A 21766-nucleotide genomic window follows, 5' to 3' on the forward strand; every position below is an offset into this window, starting at 1 on the left:
ACCGCTCCCTTTTATCTTTTTTTCCTTTTAGCTTAGCTTCTCTCTTGCGATTCTTTTCGCCAAATCTAGGGCTTCTTGGATTTTGTTAGAATCTGTGATCTTGCCCCCAGCGGTAGCAAAGTCATCTCTGCCACCACCATTGCCCCCTAAGATTTGTGCGACTTGCTTTACCCACGCTCCGGCTTTGAGATTTGCCACACCTTTTACCCCAGCAGTTAAAGCTACTTTTCCACTAGATTCTGTTACAAGCAAAATCGCTACTTTTTCATTCTCATTTTTTGCCCTATCTATGATGTCTTTTGCCTCTTTTGTTTCCACTGAATCTAGCTTTAGGACGATGAGTTTTGTGCCATTTGCTTCCTCATAATCTAGGCTTTTGACACTTTGCTTTGCCTTGTTTGCGTTATCTCTTGCTTCTTTGAGTGCATTTTGTAGCTTTGCTACACCTTGCAAGACATCTTGGGCTTTTAGCTGCTCTTTTAGGCTCTTTATAGATTCTAATGCCGCTTTGCCATAGTGATATGCAGCTTTGCCACACACCGCTTCAATACGCCGAACACCGCTACTCACGCTACTTTCACGCACGATATAAAAGCTCCCAATCTCTGCGGTATTTTGGATATGAATCCCCCCACATAGCTCAATAGAATCCCCAAGTGAAATAACACGCACACTCTCTCCATACTTTTCGCCAAAGAGTGCCATAGCCCCTTTTGCTTTTGCCTGCTCTATGCCCATAGTCTCACAAATTTGCGGTGAAGATTCTGCGATTTTGCTATTGACTAGGGCTTCTATTTGCTCTAGCTCATTGACGCTTAACGCCTTTGGGTGAGAGAAGTCAAAGCGCAAGCGATTTGCTTCTACAAGGCTTCCAGCTTGAGCGATGTGGGGTCCTAGAATCTGCCTTAGAGCATAATGGAGCAAATGTGTAGCAGAGTGGTGCTTAATGATTTCAAAACGGCTAGAATCTACTTGTGCTTTTACCAAATCCCCTGCTTTTAATGGGCTTAGGGCGTGGATTTTAGAGAGATTTAAACCAAAGTATTTTTGTGTATCTAAGACTTTAGCGATTATGTTTTGTGGATTGCCACGACTTCCTAAGGAAGTCTCGCAATGACTAGAATCCACTTTGTGAGATTCCACTCCACTAGAATCTTGGCATTCTAAGGATTGAGATGAGAAATTAGGGTTGTGCGAGTCTTGCGAATGAGACGCACTAGGCGTGCGTTGCAGTGAGCAAGGCGAAGCACTCCCTGATTTATCGCTCAATACTGAATGCCCCAATAAAAACCCTTTATCTCCCACCGGTCCCCCTGACTCTGGATAAAATGGTGTAGCTTCCAACATCACCCAGCCCTCTTCCCCTGCCTGTAAAGATTCCACGCGCTGAAAGCTAGAATCCAAAAGGGCTAGAATCCTAGACTCCACACTCACACACTCATAGCCTACAAACTCATTCTCGCCAAACTCGCTTAAAAGTGCATTAAAATCACCTTCTTTTGCGCTATCGCCGCTGCCCTTCCAGTGTGCCTTGCTCCGCTCTTTTTGCTCCTGCATACATTTTTCAAAGCCCTGCAAATCTACGCTTAAATCAAGCTCCCTTAGCATATCTTGTGTTAAATCAAGTGGAAAGCCGTAAGTGTCATAAAGCTTGAAAGCAACTTCACCGCTAAAATGCGTTGCATTTGAGCGATAAATCGCGGATTCTGCGGCGAGGGCTTGCTCATTATCGCCTAGATAAATCCCTTCGCCCTCGCCTTGAAAACCACGATTTATCATCTCAACTGCTTCCGCATTATCATTATCTAATTTAGAGATCTTTGAGCTAATTCTTGCTTTTAGTATTTCAATCTCTTTATTAAACAACGCCATCCCCAACTCTATCGTCTCAAAAAACCTCTCTTCCTCTGCCTTGCACTGCTCTTGCAGCGCGTTTTTACGCTCTTGTAAATAGCTATAATGTCCGCCCATAGTATCACACACCACCCCCACCACTTCGTATAAAAACGCCTTTCTTAAGCCTAGCAAATAGCCGTGTCTCACCGCTCGGCGCAAGATTCTCCGCAAGACATAGCCGCGCCCCTCTTTATCAAAATTTACCCCTTGAGCGAGCAGAAAGGCTACGCTTCGAGAGTGGTCGGCGATGACTCTAAAACTTGCTTGAGTCGCATTAGAATCTGCATTTAACATCTCATCATCTCTATAATACTTCTCCCCCGTTATCCCCTCAATACACTCCATAAGCGGTGCAAACAGCGAAGTATCAAAGTTATTAATCTTTCCTTCTTTCAGTGCGATTACTCTCTCTAGCCCCATACCTGTATCAATGCTAGGCTTAGGCAGCGGCTTCAACGCCCCACTAGAATCCCGCTCATACTGCATAAACACAAGATTCCATATTTCTAAAAATCTATCCCCCTCTCCGCCGAAATAATCTTCCTTCCCATTGAAAAACTCCGCCCCTTGATCCACATATATCTCACTGCAAGGTCCGCAAGGTCCTGTATCGCCCATTTGCCAGAAGTTATCCTTATCGCCCATTCTTTTAATGCGACTAGGCTCTATATGCTCGCACCATAGCTCATAGGCTTCATCATCGCTCTCGTGGATTGTTACATACAAAAGGCTCTTATCAAAGCCCAAAATCTCAGTTACAAACTCCCACGCATACGCGATCGCATCTTTTTTAAAATACGCTCCAAAGCTGAAGTTCCCCAGCATTTCAAAAAGTGTGTGATGACGCGCGGTATAGCCGACATTTTCTAGGTCATTATGCTTCCCGCCTGCACGGATACACAGCTGTGAGCTTGTAGCGATATTGGGACTTGGGGCTGGAATCTTGCCTGTGAAAATATCCTTAAACTGCACCATTCCCGCATTGGTAAAAAGCAAACTTGCATCATCTGGGACTAAAGGCATAGAGCTATACACCTTATGCCCCTTTTTTGCAAAAAATTCTAAAAACTTGGCACGAATATCCATAACAACCCTTTATGATAAATTCCTAGCATTGTAGCAAATTCCCCCTTGCGCTCTAGCGAGATATGCCTACAATGCGCCACCTAAGCCATTTGTCCAAGATAGCGTCTAAGTATCTCACACGCGCTTAGAGAATCTAGCACGCCGTTTTTCCTATATGCTTGCCTAGACTCTCTTTTAGCGTGGTGTAAAGACTCTAGCGCGTGCGTGCTAGTAAAATCCTCATCGACATACACCACCTCCCCGCCAAAAGTAAGCAACCCCACAAAATGCTTAATGCGTTTCTGCGTGCTCGTATCTCCTCCTAGCCCTCCGCTTGGCAGCCCTATGACAAGCCTCTCCACACCCATTTGTGCTAGAAGCTCTGCAAGCTCTGTGGCAGCTTGATCGCGATTGCGCCGTATAATTGGCTTTAATGGCAGGATAATGCCTTGCACAATATGCGCTAGCCCTATGCGCTTTAGCCCCACATCACACGCTAGGATTTTAGAGCTTTGACTAGAATCCACTTTTTACTCCACTAATATTATGCGCCGCTAATGATTATGCGCCCATTTTCGCGCGTAATTTTGCCCATAAGCTCATACTCAAGCACCTTTTCCCCAAATCGCGCAAAAGCTTCTTCAAAGGTGGGATTGCTTAGGGCAAATTCTAGCAGCCTATCGCGCTCTTTGGCTTCTTGTGCCTTAAGCCCAAAGCGCGTGGCTAGGGCTTGTGTGAAAGCTTCTATATCGGTGATCGCACTCGCACGCTTTTTAGCTAGCAAATCCTGTGTGCCAAGCGACTCTCCTATGCGGTGAGATAGCACAAATATCGGCTTATCAAGCTTGGTGCAAAGATTCGCACTAGCAAGTGAGCCGCTATATCGATCAGCTTGAGGGATTATGACAATATCGCTCAAAGCTACAATCAAGCGATTTCTATGGAGGAAGTCATATCGCTGGGGGGTGGGATTGCACTCATACTCACTAAGCACAAGTCCCTGCTCTGCGATAGCTTGGATCATCTTGGCATTGCTTGCTGGGTAGAAGCGATCAAGGCTTGTAGGTAGCACGCAAATAGTCTTAGGCAGCGCGGCACTATGGGCGATAATATCCGTGCCTAGCGCACCACCGCTCACAATAATCGCACCGATATTAGCAAGTGAGCTAGCAAGCAAGGTGGTGTAGGTTTGAGTGTAGGTGTTAGGCTTTCTTGTGCCGATTATGGCGATCTTTAGCCTAGGGTCTAAAAGCGCGCTATCCCCTAGGGCAAAGAGCCTAGCAGGCGGATCTGGCAAGATCTGCAAAGAGCGCGGAATATCAATAAGATAAGGCGATACGCTGCTAGGGCTTGGCATTTTATAAGCTAGAGTCTAAATCACTAGAATCTAAAAAATCTTTAGGCTTTTTGCTGGGGTTTTGCTCATTGCCATTCCACTTAATATCGATAAAGCCTTGCTTTTTCTTAGCTTTATCACTTGGGCAGCCAGAGACAAAGGCTTCTACTTCATTTTGCGCACAATCTTGGCTACTCTCATAAGTCTTTGTGGTGGATTTTTCGCTTTTGACTTTGGGCTTTGGCGGCTGGGTGGGCTTGGCTTTTGCTCTTTGCTCATTACTTACGCGCTTAGCTTCTTTAAACATCGTGGTATCAATCTTTGAGGGCTTTGGGATCGGCTCTTTAGTAGGTGGTGTTTGGGCTTGCGCGGTTTGTGGAGCAGAGACTTGGGCTTCTTGAGCTTCTGGGGCTTCTAGGAGAGTCTCTAAAGGCGCAGAGGAGCTAGAATCTGCTTGCAAAGGCTCGTTGCTTGGGGTGTGGTCTAAATACGCATTATGCGGTATTTCGCCACCTTGTGCTGAGTCAAAAAGCCCTGCGATTCCATTGTCCTTTGGGGTAGTATCTGGGGCATTGTCTTTTGGGGCGTTAGTTTGGGCGTTGGGCAGCTGGCTTGGTGTGCTAGGGAGTATGGGGGCTGTAGATTCTGGTGTGTGTGCTAGCGTGCTAGTCTCTGTGGCGGGGGCTTTGGGCGGAGTTTTAGGGAGATTTTGAGCAAGTAGCGTGCGTGCTATAGGGAGATCTTTGATATACACAAGCTCCACTTCTTTGAAGAGACTATGCTTGGCATTTGCTAGGGCTTTAAAGGTGCTTTTATGTGGGTGGCATATCGCTATGGCATAGCCCTTTTTCTTGGCGATTTTTATCGCAAGCTTGAGTTGGTCTGTCGTGTAGCTCACACTTGGCGTGTTATCTAAAAACACATCGCGTGAGAGCAGTGGGCGGCTTGCCTGCTTATAGAGCTTTGGCGCGGCTGTATCAGCACTCGTCCTAGAATCCACAAACTCTATCCCAAACTCCCCTAACACTTGCAAGAGATTTGCCATATCAGGCTCGCTGGCAGTAAATTTGCTACCGGTGTGATTATTGAGAAACATCAGCCTAGGGAACTGCTCTTTGATTGTCGCGATCTGTGCGCGGATCTCATCTTGATTGGAGCCTACTAGAATCCACTTTTGGCGCGAATGCTGTGGATTTTGGGCTTCTAATGGCAAATGCACCATATAAAAAGGCGTAGAAGCCGCAAGCTTTGCCGTATCAGGAGAGTCCGGACTCACAGGGAAAAATGAGGGCGTGATGGGCAGATTAAGCTTTTGCAAGTCATTAAGCTGGCTTTTGTATGCTAGATCGTCCATAATGATAGCAAGCTTTGGCTTTTGCTTTTTGGCTTGCTTCTTGGGCGGGGCGAGTGTCTTTATCACAGGCTCTTGCACTGCTACTTGCTCTTTTGTGTCATTTTTGGCATTGGCTCTAATTTTATCCCAATCAATGCTAGATTCTTGACTAGATTCTGCGTTGCTAGATTTTGCTTGAGTGTCTGGGGTGCTTGGGCTTATGTGCTCGGCTTTGGCGGCTTGATCGATCTTGTATTCTTTATAAAGTCCATAGCCAAAATACGCGCCCGTGGCGATGACTGCGATAATCACAAGCGAGCTGATAAGCTGCAATACCTTGAAAAACTTTGTTTTATTCATATCCTATCCTAAAGTGATTTCTACTTCTAGCGTGCTTACTTCTTGATTAGAATCCGCGCGGATAGCGATTTTGTCCGTTTGGGTGTATTTGCGCACCACGGCTAAAATCTCTTCTTTCATCTGCTCCATATACGGCACTTTCACGCTTCTCTCGTGTGCGAGCATTATCGTAAGCCTATCGCGTGCGACTTTCGCGCTGCCGCCATCTCTGCTAAAAAGTTTCCAGCTCATTGAAACAGCCTTTTAAAGCCTTGCAAAATCCCGCCTTGCTTCTTAAACTCCACAAATGGCACTTCATCACCTAGGATTCTAGCCACAATGCGCTTATAGCATTCGCCGCTTATGCTAGATTTGTCATAGATCACAGGCTCGCCGCAGTTTGTCGCAGATACGACTCGCTCATCTTCTGGCACAAGCCCGATAAGCGGGATCGCTAGGATCTTTAGCACATCTTCACTACTAAGCATAGAGCCGCTCTCCACAAGCTCTGGCTTAATGCGATTGATGATTAAGTGCTTTTGCACCTTTGCGCCCTTGGCGGCTTTATCACTTTTAGCATCGATTATGCCTATGACTCTATCGCTATCACGCACCGAGCTTACCTCTGGCGTTACCACCACAAGCGCGCGATCCGCCCAGAAAATCGCGTGCTCAAAGCCGCCTTCAATCCCCGCTGGAGAATCTAGCAAAATATAGTCAAACTGCTCTTTAAGCGACTCGATTAGTGCCTTTACCTTTTGCTTATCTAAGATCGTTTTGTCTTTACTCTGGCTTGCTGGGAGGAAGCTAAGATTTGGCGTCTTTTTGTCTTGGATTAGGGCTTGGGAGATGGCGCATTTGCCCTCCATCACATCAATCACATCATAGACTATGCGATTTTCAAGCCCTAGGATCATATCAAGATTTCTAAGCCCTATGTCAAAATCCACTGCTACGACCTTTTGCCCCACTTGCGCAAGCCCTACTGCGAGATTTGCCGTGGCGGTAGATTTGCCTACACCGCCTTTACCGGAAGTTATGGTGATGACTTCTGCCATTGTTGCTCCTTACAAATAATCTTAAATATAGAGTCATTATGGGCGTGCTAGATTTGTAGAATCTAAAGCAAATTACATTCCTAGAGATACCACGCCCTACCTGCCTTCTTCTTTGCTTACACGCATATTGCCAAAGACTCTATCGCACATAGCCTTTGGCGCACGCGCTGGCTGCATATATCTGCCAAAGCGCAAGGCTTCAGGGACACACTCATTATCTGCTAGGCACATAAGCAGCCGCACTCTCTGCCCACCTTGCGCCCTAGAATCTAGCACTTCTATGATAAATCTCGGTAGCACAACGGGCTTTTGCAGTGATAGAAGCAAGTATTTAGGGGTGTTGCTTGTGTGATCCCAGCCATCGCGCTTTGTATAATCACCATCTTGTGAGATGGCTATGGATTTTGGTGCTTGAAGCTCAAAGGAGTCCAAGACATACTCCCCAGCATCAAGTGCCACCACCTCATCGCGCACCTTGCGGAATCGTGTCGTGTTGATCGCGCGGTTAAAGGCATTTGCCCCGCCTATGGCAAAGCGATCGCCAAAGCTGCCATCATCATTGCGCTTACGCCAATAAGTGAGTGCGGATTTTATCGTGGTGCTTTCATCTGTAAGATCGCTAAAGACACCGGCGACATTGATTGTAAGGCGTATGGGCGTTTCTGTCGTAGGCTTTGGCACTCTCGCACAAGCCAGAATCCCAAACAGCACCGCCACACATAAGCCCCCACACATAAGCCATTTAGAGCAAGATTGTCGCAATACTCCTATGATAAACGCCCTGCCTAAGCCCACCACCAAACTCCTAAATCTAAATCACAGCCGTGATTATAGCCAAAACTTGCCTTAAAGGGATTATAAGGCACCTACAAGCCAAGCAGCAGCACTTGATATGCTCGCTCAAGCTCTTCATCATCTAGATCAATCGTGCTAGCTGTGCGGAGATAGGATTCTAGCTTAGTATAAGGCAGGGTCGCTGCATTTGCACACGCCGTATGCGCACTTAAAAACCCTCGTAGCACCGCTATATTTGCGATGTGTTGCGGAGGTGTGATAGGACAAGTATGCGCCCTGTGATCTAGCTTTGTGCTTAAGGTAGCCTCCCTAGATTCTTGCAATGCCTGCAAACTCGCGCTTGTATCACTGCTCAAATAGCCTAGCTCCAAAGATTCTAGTGCGTTATGATCTGGCTCGCTCTCTAGTGGCTGATCGCAGATTAGGCAGTGGCTTAGGGGTGGGACTCGCCCTTCTAGGCGCAAGATTTGGGCATAGGCTTCTAGCACGACTCGCTTGGGATTTTGCGAGCTAAGCCTATATGCACTAGAATCCACAATGCCAAAATACTCTTCTTCAATATGAGAAATATCGCGCAAATGTCTGTGCAAAAGCTGGATAAATCGCTGCCACACATACACTCTCTCTAGCTCTCTCTCCCAGCTAAAGCCTAAGTGCATAACATTTCTAAGCTTTGGCATAAAGGTGCCATTATGCTCTTGGGTGAAGTCAATCTTACGCCCGATATGCACGATAGAGTGCCGCGCCCCATAGAATCTATACAGGGTTTTGATGTGGTTTTGTGTGAGAATGCGCACAATGACATCTTCGTTTTTTTGCTTCTGCACAGAGATGATATAGCCTTGCATACGCGCTCTTTATCGCGACCTACCTAGTCGCAAGATTTGGTGGGTCGCAAGATTTGGCGGCATTGTTGCTAAAGTTTGCTTAAGTAATCAATCATATAATGCACTAGATAGAAGTTTGCACCCACCACTTTCCACTTTACGCCACACTAGGGGGAGCTATGTTTCAGCGATACTTGATTCCTTTGTGCATTATAGCCATCATTTATCTTGTCTCCACAAGTGAAGCCCTTACAAATGTCGCCGCTGGGCTTGCGATTTTACTCTTTGGTATGCTAAGTCTTGGGAGTGGATTCCGCGCCTTTAACGGCGGCTTTTTAGAAAATCTCCTAGCAAGCTCTACAAGCACTTCGATAAGGAGTGTCGCCTTTGGGAGCATTGCCACAGCAGTTATGCAAAGCTCATCGCTAGTCTCTGTGCTATCAATCTCTTTTGTCTCCGCGGCACTCTTAAGTCTTGCGCAAGGCATAGGCGTGATCTTTGGCGCAAATCTTGGCAATAGTGCAGGCTCTTGGCTTATTGCTGGGGTAAGTGGTATGAAAATCTCAGCCCTAGCCCTGCCACTCATCGTGGGTGGCGTGCTTTTCAACTTCCAAAGCTCAAAAGTGAGTAAAGGCATAGGGCAGATTTTTGTGGGTATTGGGTTTTTCTTCTTAGGTGTGGGGTATATTAAAGAAGGATTTGAAGAGTATAAAGAGATTGTAGATTTTTCGCAATATGCTATGGAGGGCTTGGGCGGGGTCTTGCTCTTTGTAGGACTTGGTGCATTGATGACCGCTATCGTGCAAAGCTCCCACGCTACGCTTACTATCATCATCTCCGCTTTTGCAGCTGGCAGTATGAGCTATGAAAACGCCCTTGCAGCGACACTTGGCACAAGTGTGGGTGGGGTTATGACTGCTGTTATCGCATCTCTTAGCACCAATATCGATGGCAAACGCCTAGCCATAGCCAATTGTATCTTCAACTTTGGTATCGCGCTACTTGTGATTGTGGCATTTGACTACTTTATGTGGGCTAATAGCACCATTTCCGCGCTTTTAGGCTTTGGGGAGGATAGTGTCTTGCGCATTGCGGTGTTTCACACACTCTTTAATCTTGTGGGCGTGGTGCTTCTCCTGCCATTTATCCCTAAAATCGCTAGATTCTTAGAAGTGCTGATGAAAGATGAAGACTCTCAAGTCGATAAGCCTTTGTATGTGAGTGATACTATCGTGCAGTATCAAAACACCGCGCTAATCGCGCTTACAAGAGAGGTGTATCATCTCTATGAAAACGCCTTTGAGCTTATCGCCCACGCGCTTGGCTTCTCGCGGCACGACATACGAAGTGAAAAAGACATAGAAGAGGTGCTAAAGGAGCATATTTGGAATAGGGTAAATGAAGATGATGTGGATATTGAGATTTTTTATATCAAAAAAATCAAAGTGCTTTTTAATGCGATCCTTGACTTCTCCACAGAAGCCCAAGCCCACACGCAAGATAAAGAGCATATTTATAAGTTTGCTATGCTTACTTCTGCCTCGCGCCATATCATTGAAGCTATCAAAAATATGGAGCTTTTGCAGCCAAATCTTAAGAAAAATAGCCTATCAAGAAACCAGATTCTATCTAGTGAATACAACGCCTTACGGACACATTTAGCCCTACTTTTGCGCAGTATCGAGCAGATCAATACTGATGAAGAGATCCACCCGCAAGTAGCCATTATCAAGCTAAAATCCCAGAAAAAGGCGTTTAAAAAAATCGATAAAGATTCTATCGTGCATATAGAATCCATACTAAGCAAAAAGCAAATAAGCGTTCCCAATGGGACTTCACTGCTTAATGCCGTGGGCTTTAGCCATAATATCGCCAAAGAGCTAGCCAATGCAATCATACAAATCCAAAAAACACGCCTTGAGTTTGAAGACACGCCAAATGAGCTAGAAGAGAGTGCTGAAGGACGCATAAGTGAGTAGGAGAGCGCGGTGTTTATTGTCGCTTAAAAATAATCTAGCTAGAATTCGCGCTTACTTTACGCGCTTTTAGGATCACAATGCCACATCTTGTCTCTATCATCATTCCCAATTTTAACAACGAGCGGTATATCGCTGCCGCGCTAGATTCTGTCCTAGCACAGAGCTATGCACATTGGGAGGCATTGATAGTCGATGATGGCTCTAAAGATAGCTCGCAATCTATCATTGCAGCCTATGCGCACAAGGATTCTCGCATTAAGCCTACATTCTTCCCACGCAATCAAGGCGTAAGTGCCGCGCGCAATCACGCTCTCTCACAAGCCAAGGGGCGGTTTATCGCATTTTTAGACGCTGATGATGTGTGGGAGGCTCATAAGCTAGAAGTGCAGGTAAGCACAATGCTTGAGCAAGATGCAGCCCTAAGCTATGGGGGCTATCGCGTGATTGATGAGAGTGGGGCAATGCTTGGGGGCTTTCTCCCCAGCCCTACAATCACCTACAACGATATGCTTAAAACTTGTCAAATCGGCAACTCCACGGCAATGTATGATAGAGACAAAGTCGGCACTCCACAAGCTGGCATAATCCGCCACGACTATGAGCTTTGGCTCTCTATCTTGCGCGATCATTGCGCATATATTTCGCCCCCCCCCCCCCCCGTTAGATGATATTTGCTATCTAGCACGCATTAGGATCCATAGCCAAAGCGACACTGCCAATAAGCTTAAATCCGCGCATAGACAATGGCAAGTCTATCGCGAGATTTTGCAGCTGCCGCTACATAAAGCGGCGTATTACTTCGCGCACTATGCGGTAAATGGAGTCATCAAGCATAGATTCTACCGCAAGCCTAGCAAGGCGCGTGTATGCTAGTCGTGCTAGATTCTAGGCATTATGGGCTATATGTGGCGTGCCTTTTGCCCTATATGGCTCTGCCTTTTTGCCCGCTTTTTTCTTTCATTTTGGGGTTTTTACTACTTTTGGCGTGTGGAAGAGAGCTTGATAAGCTCTGCCGTATCGCACTTGGCGTGGGCATTATCCTAAGTGGAAGCATACTCTATGCAAGTAGAATGTATTTCCACTGGGAGGGCGATGATTTTATCCGCTATTTTGCCACCTATCGCACGCTATTAAATGGCGATATTATGCAAGTGTTTTCGCTCTATAAGATTGAGTGTGCGCTTGGATTCTGGTATGTCGTGCTTATCGCATGGCTAGAGAAATACGCTATGAGCGAGCTTAAAGAAAGTGAGAAATCCCTCTGCGTGTGCTTATCGTTGCTGTTTTTTGACTTTTATATCGCCGGGGAATACACGCGGCAGTTTTTTGCCTCGCTTGTGATCCTCTATGCACTTTATGCACGCACCACTTTAGGCAAGCTTTTTGCAATCGCGCTTGCCACACTTTTTCACACAAGCACCCTGCTGATTGCGCCCTTGCTTTTTGCACTTAGGCATTATCCTAAAGCCACGCTTGCTCTAAGCTTTGCTGTCGTGGTGCTTGCAGGGCTTACATTCCCCCAGATTCTAGCTCTTTATAATAGTGGTGTGCTGCCTAGAGAGCTGCCGCTCTTTGATAAGCTAGGATTCTATGCGATGGGGTTTGGGGAGTTTATGCCAAATGCCATTGAGCTGGGCTTGGTCATTATGGTGGCGGGGCTGATTTTGCTACCGACAAATGACCCTATCAAAAAGCGGTGGTTTTTCTTTGTGGTGTGGTTTGTGATGATGTATTTTGCTTTGCATTTGGTCATTGGCGGGATCGCACATAGATTTACCATACTTTTTACCACGATTTTGCTGGGATTTTTGCTCTTTGTAGGGCTGCGTAGATTCTCCATACTCGCGCTATTTTTTGCTGGGGCGTGCTTGCTTTATAAGCTTAAAACTATGCTCTTTGGCAAGGAAAATATCTATCTTTTTGATAGCTATGGGATCTATGGGAAGTGGTTTTACTATATTTTTAAGGAGTTGTGATGGATTCTACATTAGCGGTGTTTTGGCGGTATAAGTGGGTGTTTATTGTGGTGCTTGCTTTGGTGCTTGGTGTAGGGGGTGTGGGGATATTATACAAGCAGCGCACCGCGCAAAATGCTAGCCTAAGTGCTGGGGATAATTATGCGTTTTTTATCCTATCAAAGAGTGCGACTAGATCGCCTAACTCTCAAAGCGCGTATTTTGTGAGCAATAGGATCTTAAACCCGCTCCTTAGCCGCCTGTATGCAAAGCCTCTGGAGAATGTGGGCAGAGAAATCGCGCATATAATTCAGGGCAAAATGTGGATTCTAGCACCGGCTGGGTATTCGATGAGCTATGCTGATGTGTATTGGTGTGTTTATCCAGCAGAGAGTGAGAGCCAAGCAAAGCAAGTAGCCCAAGCGGTGCAAAAGGAGCTAGACTCTGCGCCAGAGGTGCAAGCCCTTTTAGACTCTCTTGGCTTTTTGCGCGATTTGCAGCCCAAGAGCGATGAGGTAGCGGCGTGGATGGCTGGGGTTGATGATATTCTTAACAATGGCTTTTTCATCTACTCTAGCCCTGCTAAAACTTATGCCAAAGGCTTCCGCGATCTAAGTGTGCTAAAAGAGGGCGTGGGGAGTCATTATGGTGGCAAAAGTATGTGGATACTGCTTTGTGTGAGTGGCTTTGTCTGCGCGATTTTGGCGGTATTTATCGCGGAGTTTGTGCGCGGCTTAAAAAGCGCAAGGGCTAATAATGCCAAAAGATAATGCCCTGCCCATCGTGCTATGCGCTGATGAGAGCTATGTCAAATACGCAAGCGTGGTGATGATCTCTGTGCTAGAGACAACGCAAGCAGATATTACTTTCTATCTCCTAAGCGATAGCCCCCTATCTCTAGCCACACAAGCCAAGCTCTCGCGCATAGAATCCACCTACCCCAATGCTAGTATTTCACACTCTTGCCACTCTCTAGCACGCTTTGTATCCTTGCCCACCCAAGGCGAGAATGACAGCCATATCACCTACTTGCGCTTATTGCTAGACTCTATCTTGCCCCCTAGCATTGGCAAATGCGTCTATCTTGATTGCGATGTGCTAGTGCGCACAGATATTGCTAGGCTTTTTTCTTATGAGTTGCACGGCGCGCTTTTGGGTGCGGTGCGTGATCTAGCCTTTAATGACGCTTCTAGCGCGTGTAGCAATCACTTGGGATTTTACTTCAATGCTGGAGTTTTGCTGCTAGATATGGAGAAGTGGCGAGAGTCAAAGGCTAGTAAGCGACTCTTCCGTCTAATCGCCACACGCCCAGAAATCACGCAAGGCTTCCACGATCAAAATCTCTTAAATGAGTGCTTTTGTGATGAGGTGAGTGAGCTGCCGTTTGGGTGGAATGTGATTGCAGCTCCGCCACACATCTTGCGCTTTTTACAAGAGGATTCGGCTTTGGGTGAGCAATGCGGCAGTGTTGCAAACTTTGTGAAAGGCACGACCACAAAGGTCGCTAACCTTCCCCAAAGTTTGCAAAGCTTCCACAGCCCCACCGCAACTCCTAGAATCCTAGAAGAAAAATCGTCATCGCGAGCCGCGCAAAGCGGCGTGGCGATCCATAGCCTAGAATCTAGTTTTGCAAAAGTGGATTCTAGGGCAAGGGCAGTTGATTCTAGTATGGATTGCCACGCAACCGCTACCGCGCTTGCTCGCAATGACAAAGCTGCAGTGGATTGCCACGACTTGCCAAGCAAGTCTCGCAATGACAAAAACAACGCGATATGTAAAAAAGTGGATTCTAGGGAAAATGCTGAAAATGTAGAAAACTCCACACAGGATTCTAGGATTTTTGACAAAAACGCCGCAACTCTAAGCAAGCCACAGGCGGAAGCAAACGAGGATTCTGGGGCAAACGCCCAAAATGTAAGCGAGTCAGCAAAGGATTCTAGGATTTTGGAGATAGAATCGGGGTTTTTCAAGCCGCGCAAGGAGATAAGACTTGGAGGTCTATCGACGAAGCGCGGCGATGAAATCCACGATTCTAGCCCGAAAGCCGAATCCACCAAAGAAGCTCAATCAATGCTCTCTCGCCACAGCCGCGCCGCTTATGACAGCGCACTTACATCTCCCCATATCGTGCATTTTGCCGCACAGCCTAAGCCGTGGGGACGCGTGTGCTACATCAAGCAAGTAGAATCCACCTTAGAGCTTATCGAGTATGCAAACCCTTATGCCAAGCAGTGGTGGGAAGTAGCGCGTAAAAGCCCCTTTTTCACAGAGATTTTGCGCGCCTTTATCGCCCCCACTTTGCAAGCATATAAGACAAAGGCAATTTTTGCTACTAAGACCAAAGCCCCTAGAATCTATGCTGCCCTGCACGCCCTAGCAAGACTCTTTACCCCTTCTAATCCCAGCCACAAGGACACATAATGCCAAGCTATCAAAATCTAGATCCTAGCCCCAAGCCCCCAAGGCTTAAAATCTGCTTTGATGCACGCACGCTTATGTATATCACGCGTTCCAGTGCAAATCGCAGCGGCATCACACTTAGTGCCTACCAAATCCTGCTAGCCTTAAGCAAGATCTGTGAAGTTAGGCTTTTTAGCGAGCTGGAGTTCTACACACTTTGCAAAAGAGAGTGCGCCAAGCTTGATAGCCTAAGGGGCTTTAGCTTTGTCAATAGATTTAGTCCTTTAGAGCGCGCTTTGTCCTATCTGTGCTATCAAAAATACTCCATTTGCCACTATTTGCGCGAAAGAAATCACCCCATTTTAGATCGCGCTATGCGGGCGGTGTTTTTGCCATTTATCATTCTAGCGCGCTATCACAAGCTAGGATCAAGCACGCTAGAATCCATACAGAGCTGCGATATTATCTTCTCTCCTTACTATGCCTTTGCCAAAGAGATCGCCGCACTTGAGTGCGTGCGCTTCACGCTTCTACACGATGTGATCCCAATTGTCTATGAAGAGCATTTTAGAATGAGTGATATACCTATTGATAAGCTATTGAGACAGGTATTGAGACAGGTATTGAGACAGGTATTGAGACAGCGGCACGATTTTTATGACATAGCCGACTCGCTTAATGTAAAGGACTTTTATATCACAAACTCTGCTTTTACCAAAGCCGACTTCCTTAAGCACTTCCCCACTAGGCTTTGTGAGAGCCATATCAGCGTAGCACTGCTTGGCGCAGATAGGGAGATATTTTACAGAGATTTTGATGAGCGCAAAAACGCGCAAATAAGAGAGCGATACCATATCCCGCACAATGCGCACTATATCTTTAGCCTATGCTCGCTAGACCCTAGGAAAAACTTGATTTTTGTCGCGCGAAATTTCATCGAGTGTATCAAAAAGCACAATATCAATGACCTAGTGCTAGTGCTTGGAGGTGGGGCGTGGGAGAGCTTCATAGGTGAGCTAGAATCTAGCTTTGACTCTTTAGGAGAGTGGCGCAGCAAGATTATCCGCGCGGGCTATGTTGAGGATAGGCACTTGGCAAATCTCTTTAGCCATAGTCTTGCTAGCGTGTATCTCTCTACTTATGAGGGCTTTGGGCTGCCGGTGCTAGAGTCTATGAGCTGCGGCTGCCCGACTATCGCTTCTAGCACGACTTCTGTGCCTGAAGTGCTGGGCAGTGGCGGCATAGCCCTAGACCCAAATGACGCCCTAGGCTTGCAAGAAGCGATTTACAAAATTTATAGCGATGAGAGCTATGCTAGGGAGTTAAGTCAAAGGGCTTTAGAGCAGGCGGGTAGGTTTAGCTGGGGGGCGTGTGCTAGGGAGATGTATAGCGCATTCTCACACGCTTTAGGCAAGTGGGATTCGGCTTTGGGTGAGCAATGCGGCAGTGTTGCAAAAATTGTGAAAGGCACGACCGCCAAGGTCGCTAACCTTCCCCAAAGTTTGCAAAGCTCCCACAGCCCCACCACAAATCCTAGAATCCTAGAAGAAGAAAGCCGAGCGTCATTGCGAGACACTGCGCCAGCAGTGGCGCGGCAATCCACACAAACAACCACGCAAGTAGATTCTAGTATGGATTGCCACGCAACCGCTACCGCGCTTGCTCGCAATGACAGCAACAACGCCCCAACTCTAAACGAGCTAGCAAAGGATTCTAGGATTTTTGAAAGCAAAGTCCAAAAAGTAAGCGAATCGCAGGCGGCAGGATTTTGCGATGATTTTGTGGGTTGTCAAGGCGGGGGCGAAGGGATTTACCTAGGCGGTAATGAGCAAGCCCACGCCGCAGACTCCCGCAAAAGCGCGCAAAAGCCAACGCCAAAACTAAAAAAGGAGTAGTATGAGCAGCCTCCAAACAATTCATAGAATCTTTTTTGGCTTCAATGACGAGCGCGACATCTACACGCGCTATCTTGAGACTTGGCAGCAGCAGCTCCCAGACTTTGAGATTAGATTCTACAACGCAAGCAATCTCCCCCTAGATCTAAACCCCTACACCAAAGCCCTAAGCGAGCTTAAAGATGGCGTGTTTTTGGGGGATTATTATCGGTGGTGGCTTATCTACCACTATGGGGGCGTGTATTTGGACGCGGATATTGAAGTGGTCAGTGGAGAGAAGTTTCGCGCCATTATTAGCGAGCTAGAATCTAGCGAGTATGAGATGATAATCGGCATAGAAGATAAAGTCAATGGTGGCTACACAAGCCACGCTATGGCGGGTAAAAAGGGCGCAAAGCTAGCGAAATTTATGTGCGAGATATATGAGAATCTAGGCAAGCTCTATCTCGCTAGAAAAGAGCTGCTAATAAGCCCCAAGCTCGCACAGCTCTACTTCCTAGATCAAGGCGAGTTTGTGGAGACTAAGGGCTTTTGCGGTGATATTAGTGAGCCTATCATTAAATGCGGGGTCAAAATCTACCCTAAAGACTACTTCTCGCCCCTTAGCGTAGGGCTAGCCCCTGTGCTAGAAGACCTAAGCCCAAACACCACCCTAGCACACCACTGCGCCGGATCGTGGCTGGAGAGTGGCTCAAGGTTTGATAAACATAAGCAAGCGTTCCAGCAGTATCAGCCTTTGCTTAGTGATTATGTGGCTAGGAGTAAGTCGCCTAGATTTATCCTAAAGACCCTGCCTAAAAGGCTCTTTATCAAGCTTTGCTTCCCGCACGGAAGTAGGCGCAGAGCGTGGGCAAAATCACTAGCCCAAAGGCTTATATCCTTTGGCTTGCGATGAGAAATTAACCAACTTATAAGGAGTGAAAATGTTAGTTTATACATTAAAGCAGATTCTACCAAGGCGCGTATGGGAGTGGCTCAAGCGCGCTAGGCAGCGGATTTTAGGGCGTAGAGCTTATATGAATCCTAGCTACTCAATCGAGGGTGAAGATCGCATTGTGCGCGCGCTTTTGTGGCAGAAGCACGACAAAGGATTCTATGTCGATGTGGGGGCGCACCACCCCTTTCGCTTCTCAAATACTTATTTGTTTTACACGCAAGGCTGGAGCGGGATCAATATCGATGCGACTCCGGGCAGTATGAAAGCCTTTAACAAATATCGCCCTAGGGATATAAATTTGGAAGTGGGGATAGGGGAGCAAACGGGGGGGGGGGGGTAATATTTAGGGATTCAGCTTGCGGGCTAGAATCGTGGATTTCTGCGCCTTGCGGCGTCGATAGACCACTAGTCTTATCTTCCTTGCAAGCCTTGAAAAGCCCCGATTCTAGCTCCGCAATCTTAGAATCCAAAAGCAGTAATGAAAAGCCAAAATCCAACCGCGAGCAAGTTTGCCTAGAATCTAAAAGCCTAGATTCTAGCTCATTGTCATCGCGAGCCGCGCAAAGCGGCGCGGCGATCCATAGCCTAGAATCTAGTTTTGCAAAAGTGGATTCTAGGGCAAGGGCGGTGGATTCTATGGATTGCCACGCGGATAAATCCGCTCGCAATGACAGAAGCAGTGCCACTAGTCAAAAGCACAGCAATTATATGGAGTATTATATGTTTAATGAATCCGCGTGGAACACCTTTGATAAACAAGTCGCCCAAAACTCTCTAGGCAAGCTCCAGCGCATAGTCAAAGTGCCGCTGCTCACCCTCGGCGAAGTGCTGCATACTTATGTGCCAAAGGGCGTGGAGATAGACTTTTTAAGCATAGATTGCGAGGGCTTTGACCTCTCTGTCTTGCGTAGCAATGATTGGGAAAGCTTCGTGCCACACATCATAATCGTAGAGATTTTGACAAACATTTATGGCGAGCTAGATATGGTCGCTTTGCAGGATAATGAAATCGCGCGCTTTCTCTTCTCTAAAGGCTATGCCCTAGTCGCCAAAGCGCACAATAGCGTGATCTTCCAGCATAAAGACAAGCGATGAAATCACGCCTTATTATTTTAGACCCTAACAACGCACAAGATCTACACAAGCCAGCCCTAGCCCTCCCTCTGTCATCGCGAGCCTTGAAACAAGGCGCAGCGATCCATAGCCTAGAATCTAGTTTTGCAAAACTAGATTCTAGGGCAAGGGCGGTTGATTCTATGGATTGCCACGCCACTGCTTGCGCAGTGTCTCGCAATGACAGCAACAACGCCCCAAATCAAAGCGCAGTTTCTTTAGAAAACAAGGGATACCGCTCGCCGTTAGGCGATGTTTCTTTAGAAAAAGTGGATTCTAGGGAAAATGCTGAAAATGTAGAAAACTCCACACAGGATTCTAGGATTTTTGACAAAAACGCTCAAAATGTGTTTTCTCAAAACGCAGCTAGGCGGCAGGATTTTGGTGATAAAAATGGGGCTTTGCAAGGCGAGTCAAAGGCGCGCACTTGGGCGTGCGTAACTGCAGACTCGCCGCAGCAATCGCCATTTTTAACCCAAAAGCCAACGCCTAAAACAAAAAAAGCCGAATCCACCAGCCAAGCTGCGACACCACCAAACATCTCTATCATCGTCCCTGTTTTCAACACCCAACCCTACATCACACGCTGCCTCCAATCACTCATCACACAAACATTGCGCGATATTGAAATTATCATCGTTGATGATTGCGGGAGTGATGGAGCTATGGAGATAGCTAGATCTTTTGCCGCGCGCGACCCTAGAATCCATATTTTGCGCAACCCTACAAACCTAGGCTTGCTCCACACGCGCTGTGTGGGCGCGAGTCTAGCCCAAGGAGAGTATATCTTGTATGTGGATAGTGATGATTATATCAAGCCCAATTTATGCGAGCTTGCCTACAAAAGCGCTAGTCAATCACAAGCGGATATGGTGGTCTTTGGCAGTGAGTGTAAGGGCTTTTATCGCTATGTGTATCAGCCTAAAGGCAGTAGGATCTACACAGGCTCTGCTCTTAGCAAGCTGATTTTCCCCACTCGTAGTAAATTTAGCCCATATTTGTGGAATAAGCTCTATAAACGAGAGCTAATCGCTAGAGCAGATAGTATCATATCGCGTGTGGCAGGTCCTATCACACTAGCAGAAGATTTGCTAAAGGCTTTTGTCCTTTTGCACTTAAGCTCTACTGCTATCACACTACCGCAAAAGCTCTATATCTACTGCGCCAATGCCAGCTCCTCTACTAGCTCCTGCAAAAATAGGGCGCAAAGCAGGGCAAAAGCCCTAGAAGACATAAAGGCTTATGGCAGAGTCGCAGAAGCCTTGGCATTGTGCGCTAGAGAGCTTGCGCCTTGTGATAGGGAGCTGTATGGGAAGCTTGATAAGATCTTGCGCTATTTGGTGCTGTGCAAAAAGGCGCAAGCTAGCCACTATGTCAAAAATATGTGCGCTTCGCTTTTTGTGTGGTTTCGCATAGAGTCGCTAGCAAAAATACTGCTCTATCTCCTAAGCTTTGGCAAGATAGTGCGCTAGGGCTAGCTTGTGTGCTAGCTATCTACACTATTTGCGCTACAATACCACGATATTTGACCGCGATATTTTGACCGCGACTACACGACTAGAATCCACATAGACCAAAGGAGCGATATGAGCGAGTTTTTATGCGCGCTCTTGCAAGCAGCTAGAGAGATTATCCCGGCACTTGCCACGCGTGAAGCGCATTTGCTACAAGCAGGCGCAAAAGGCGCAGGCGGAGATATAAGCATAGGTGCGGATCTGCTATGTGAAGCTATCTTTGTCAAGCACTTATCCCACATCGCGCATATAGATTCTGAAGAGAGTGGATTTATACCAGCTGGGTCGCAGATAGATACAAACAAGGATTCTAGGGCAAGGGCGGTTGATTCTATGGATTGCCACGCGGATAAATCCGCTCGCAATGACAAAGCTGCAGTGGATTGCCACGCCGACAAGTCGGCTCGCAATGACAATGAAAACAGCGTTAATAAAAAAGTGGATTCTAGCACCGCAAACCTAGAATCCACTTTTGACAACGCCGCAACTCTAAGCACGCCGCAGGCGGCAGCAAACGAGGATTCTAGGATAAACGCTCAAAATGCAAGCAAGCTAGCAAAGGATTCTAGGATAAATGTCGCAACTCTAAGCAAGGCGCAGGAGGCTGCAAACGAGGATTCTGGGACAAGCCCAAGCGATTCTAAGATTGTGGAGCTAGAATCGGGGTTTTTCAAGCTGCGCGTGGGAGATAAGACTGATGGTCTATCGAGCTCGCGCGGCGATGAAATCCACGATTCTAGCCCACAAGCTGAATCGCCCAAGCAAAATGAGGATTCTAGAGCAGCCCTCACAATTGTCCTAGACCCACTTGATGGCAGCGACAACTACCTCTCCAATATCCCCTACTATGGCGCGAGTCTAGCTCTGTGTGATAGCACAGGGCAGGTGCTAGAAGCCGCGGTGGTGAATTTCTGCAGTGCGCAAATCATCTATGGCAATCGCGACACGCCAAATGCGACTAGAATCCACCTTTTCACACAAAAGCACTCCCCCATAGCCCCCACGCGTGCGAAGTGTGGGATCTTTGAGAAAGCCTACTCCCACCCAGAGATTGCTAGAGAGCTGTATGCCCATAAGCTTAAATTCCGCTCTTTAGGGGCTAGCGCGCTCTCTTTAGCCTACGCGCTAGAGCATAATTTCTTCCTTTTTTGTGGAGCGATACGCAAATACGATGCGCTAGCAGGGCTTTTCCTCTGCCGTGATTTGGCTATCGCTAGGGGCGCGGACTTTTTGCTTGTAAGTCAAAATAAGCAAGATTTTGGTATGATTGAACAAATACTTTACAAACACCACACCAAGCACAACTAGCAGAATCAGGAGTATG

19 protein-coding genes are annotated in these 21766 nt (G+C 47.0%); 11 read left to right on the forward strand and 8 right to left on the reverse strand.

Annotation, left to right across the window (positions count from 1 at the left end; genetic code table 11):
- Positions 1-27 precede the first annotated feature (27 nt).
- From alaS to recO, 8 genes are all read right to left on the reverse strand, one after another.
- Entirely contained in the window at positions 28-2982 is a 2955-nt protein-coding gene (gene alaS / locus DX060_RS01350; RefSeq protein ID WP_115010798.1) for an alanine--tRNA ligase, read from the reverse strand.
- Between the two features lie 80 nt (positions 2983-3062).
- On the reverse strand, positions 3063-3488 hold the full coding sequence (ruvX, locus tag DX060_RS01355) for a Holliday junction resolvase RuvX (protein WP_258552146.1): 426 nt from the start codon (positions 3486-3488) through the stop codon (positions 3063-3065).
- A 17-nt stretch (positions 3489-3505) separates the two neighbouring features.
- Positions 3506-4318: a DNA-processing protein DprA gene (locus DX060_RS01360; protein WP_115010799.1), complete on the reverse strand. Its 813-nt coding sequence runs from the start codon at positions 4316-4318 to the stop codon at positions 3506-3508.
- Between the two features lies 1 nt (position 4319).
- Entirely contained in the window at positions 4320-5990 is a 1671-nt protein-coding gene (locus tag DX060_RS01365) for a divergent polysaccharide deacetylase family protein (protein WP_115010800.1), read from the reverse strand.
- A gap of 3 nt (positions 5991-5993) precedes the next feature.
- Positions 5994-6221 carry a cell division topological specificity factor MinE gene (gene minE / locus DX060_RS01370; protein WP_115010801.1) on the reverse strand — a complete coding sequence of 76 codons (228 nt, stop codon included), beginning with the start codon at positions 6219-6221 and terminating at the stop codon, positions 5994-5996.
- The gene (gene minD / locus DX060_RS01375) at positions 6218-7027 is read right to left on the reverse strand and encodes a septum site-determining protein MinD (RefSeq protein WP_115010802.1); all 810 of its coding nucleotides are present in this window, start codon (positions 7025-7027) and stop codon (positions 6218-6220) included. Before minD ends, minE begins: the two co-directional genes overlap by 4 nt.
- Before the next feature lie 96 nt (positions 7028-7123).
- Positions 7124-7825, reverse strand: a complete 702-nt coding sequence (locus DX060_RS01380; protein WP_115010803.1) for a hypothetical protein — start codon at positions 7823-7825, stop codon at positions 7124-7126.
- 68 nt (positions 7826-7893) lie between these two features.
- Entirely contained in the window at positions 7894-8670 is a 777-nt protein-coding gene (recO, locus tag DX060_RS01385) for a recombination protein RecO (RefSeq protein ID WP_115010804.1), read from the reverse strand.
- Positions 8671-8828: 158 nt separating this feature from the next.
- Here recO and DX060_RS01390 point away from each other — a divergent pair, with 158 nt between their 5' ends.
- The 11 genes from DX060_RS01390 (at position 8829) to DX060_RS01445 (ending at position 21750) form a co-directional block, all read left to right on the forward strand.
- Complete coding sequence (locus tag DX060_RS01390) at positions 8829-10628, forward strand: Na/Pi cotransporter family protein (RefSeq protein WP_115010805.1); 1800 nt, start codon at positions 8829-8831, stop codon at positions 10626-10628.
- A gap of 77 nt (positions 10629-10705) precedes the next feature.
- On the forward strand, positions 10706-11296 hold the full coding sequence (locus tag DX060_RS01395) for a glycosyltransferase family 2 protein (RefSeq protein ID WP_115010806.1): 591 nt from the start codon (positions 10706-10708) through the stop codon (positions 11294-11296).
- 198 nt (positions 11297-11494) lie between these two features.
- On the forward strand, positions 11495-12604 hold the full coding sequence (locus tag DX060_RS01405; protein WP_115010808.1) for an EpsG family protein: 1110 nt from the start codon (positions 11495-11497) through the stop codon (positions 12602-12604).
- Positions 12604-13353 (forward strand): hypothetical protein, encoded by a 750-nt coding sequence (locus DX060_RS01410; RefSeq protein WP_115010809.1) that lies wholly within the window; start codon positions 12604-12606, stop codon positions 13351-13353. Before DX060_RS01405 ends, DX060_RS01410 begins: the two co-directional genes overlap by 1 nt.
- Positions 13340-15004 carry a glycosyltransferase family 8 protein gene (locus DX060_RS01415; RefSeq protein WP_115010810.1) on the forward strand — a complete coding sequence of 555 codons (1665 nt, stop codon included), beginning with the start codon at positions 13340-13342 and terminating at the stop codon, positions 15002-15004. Before DX060_RS01410 ends, DX060_RS01415 begins: the two co-directional genes overlap by 14 nt.
- A complete protein-coding gene (locus tag DX060_RS01420; protein ID WP_115010811.1) occupies positions 15004-16878 on the forward strand; it encodes a glycosyltransferase family 4 protein in 1875 nt (624 codons plus the stop codon). Before DX060_RS01415 ends, DX060_RS01420 begins: the two co-directional genes overlap by 1 nt.
- Position 16879: 1 nt before the next feature.
- Positions 16880-17773, forward strand: a complete 894-nt coding sequence (locus DX060_RS01425) for a glycosyltransferase family 32 protein (protein WP_115010812.1) — start codon at positions 16880-16882, stop codon at positions 17771-17773.
- Between the two features lie 28 nt (positions 17774-17801).
- The gene (locus DX060_RS01430) at positions 17802-18155 is read left to right on the forward strand and encodes a class I SAM-dependent methyltransferase (RefSeq protein ID WP_115010813.1); all 354 of its coding nucleotides are present in this window, start codon (positions 17802-17804) and stop codon (positions 18153-18155) included.
- Between the two features lie 80 nt (positions 18156-18235).
- The gene (locus tag DX060_RS01435) at positions 18236-18910 is read left to right on the forward strand and encodes an FkbM family methyltransferase (RefSeq protein WP_115010814.1); all 675 of its coding nucleotides are present in this window, start codon (positions 18236-18238) and stop codon (positions 18908-18910) included.
- Positions 18907-20400 carry a glycosyltransferase family 2 protein gene (locus DX060_RS01440; protein WP_115010815.1) on the forward strand — a complete coding sequence of 498 codons (1494 nt, stop codon included), beginning with the start codon at positions 18907-18909 and terminating at the stop codon, positions 20398-20400. Before DX060_RS01435 ends, DX060_RS01440 begins: the two co-directional genes overlap by 4 nt.
- 114 nt (positions 20401-20514) lie before the next feature.
- Complete coding sequence (locus tag DX060_RS01445) at positions 20515-21750, forward strand: inositol monophosphatase family protein (protein ID WP_115010816.1); 1236 nt, start codon at positions 20515-20517, stop codon at positions 21748-21750.
- Positions 21751-21766: the final 16 nt, after the last annotated feature.

Origin of the sequence: Helicobacter canis (assembly GCF_900451095.1) — a bacterium.
In the GTDB taxonomy this organism is placed as follows: Bacteria; Campylobacterota; Campylobacteria; order Campylobacterales; family Helicobacteraceae; genus Helicobacter_B; species Helicobacter_B zhangjianzhongii.

What these genes read in the sequence shown, in the direction of transcription:
- DX060_RS01445 (WP_115010816.1), top strand. Translation starts at nt 20,515, where the DNA reads ATGAGCGAGTTTTTATGCGCGCTCTTGCAAGCAGCTAGAGAGATTATC.
- DX060_RS01360 (WP_115010799.1), bottom strand. Translation starts at nt 4,318, where the DNA reads ATGCCAAGCCCTAGCAGCGTATCGCCTTATCTTATTGATATTCCGCGC.
- DX060_RS01440 (WP_115010815.1), top strand. Translation starts at nt 18,907, where the DNA reads ATGAAATCACGCCTTATTATTTTAGACCCTAACAACGCACAAGATCTA.
- minD (WP_115010802.1), bottom strand. Translation starts at nt 7,027, where the DNA reads ATGGCAGAAGTCATCACCATAACTTCCGGTAAAGGCGGTGTAGGCAAA.
- DX060_RS01395 (WP_115010806.1), top strand. Translation starts at nt 10,706, where the DNA reads ATGCCACATCTTGTCTCTATCATCATTCCCAATTTTAACAACGAGCGG.
- DX060_RS01410 (WP_115010809.1), top strand. Translation starts at nt 12,604, where the DNA reads ATGGATTCTACATTAGCGGTGTTTTGGCGGTATAAGTGGGTGTTTATT.
- DX060_RS01405 (WP_115010808.1), top strand. Translation starts at nt 11,495, where the DNA reads ATGCTAGTCGTGCTAGATTCTAGGCATTATGGGCTATATGTGGCGTGC.
- DX060_RS01420 (WP_115010811.1), top strand. Translation starts at nt 15,004, where the DNA reads ATGCCAAGCTATCAAAATCTAGATCCTAGCCCCAAGCCCCCAAGGCTT.
- minE (WP_115010801.1), bottom strand. Translation starts at nt 6,221, where the DNA reads ATGAGCTGGAAACTTTTTAGCAGAGATGGCGGCAGCGCGAAAGTCGCA.
- DX060_RS01390 (WP_115010805.1), top strand. Translation starts at nt 8,829, where the DNA reads ATGTTTCAGCGATACTTGATTCCTTTGTGCATTATAGCCATCATTTAT.
- alaS (WP_115010798.1), bottom strand. Translation starts at nt 2,982, where the DNA reads ATGGATATTCGTGCCAAGTTTTTAGAATTTTTTGCAAAAAAGGGGCAT.
- DX060_RS01415 (WP_115010810.1), top strand. Translation starts at nt 13,340, where the DNA reads ATGCCAAAAGATAATGCCCTGCCCATCGTGCTATGCGCTGATGAGAGC.
- DX060_RS01425 (WP_115010812.1), top strand. Translation starts at nt 16,880, where the DNA reads ATGAGCAGCCTCCAAACAATTCATAGAATCTTTTTTGGCTTCAATGAC.
- DX060_RS01365 (WP_115010800.1), bottom strand. Translation starts at nt 5,990, where the DNA reads ATGAATAAAACAAAGTTTTTCAAGGTATTGCAGCTTATCAGCTCGCTT.
- DX060_RS01430 (WP_115010813.1), top strand. Translation starts at nt 17,802, where the DNA reads ATGTTAGTTTATACATTAAAGCAGATTCTACCAAGGCGCGTATGGGAG.
- recO (WP_115010804.1), bottom strand. Translation starts at nt 8,670, where the DNA reads ATGCAAGGCTATATCATCTCTGTGCAGAAGCAAAAAAACGAAGATGTC.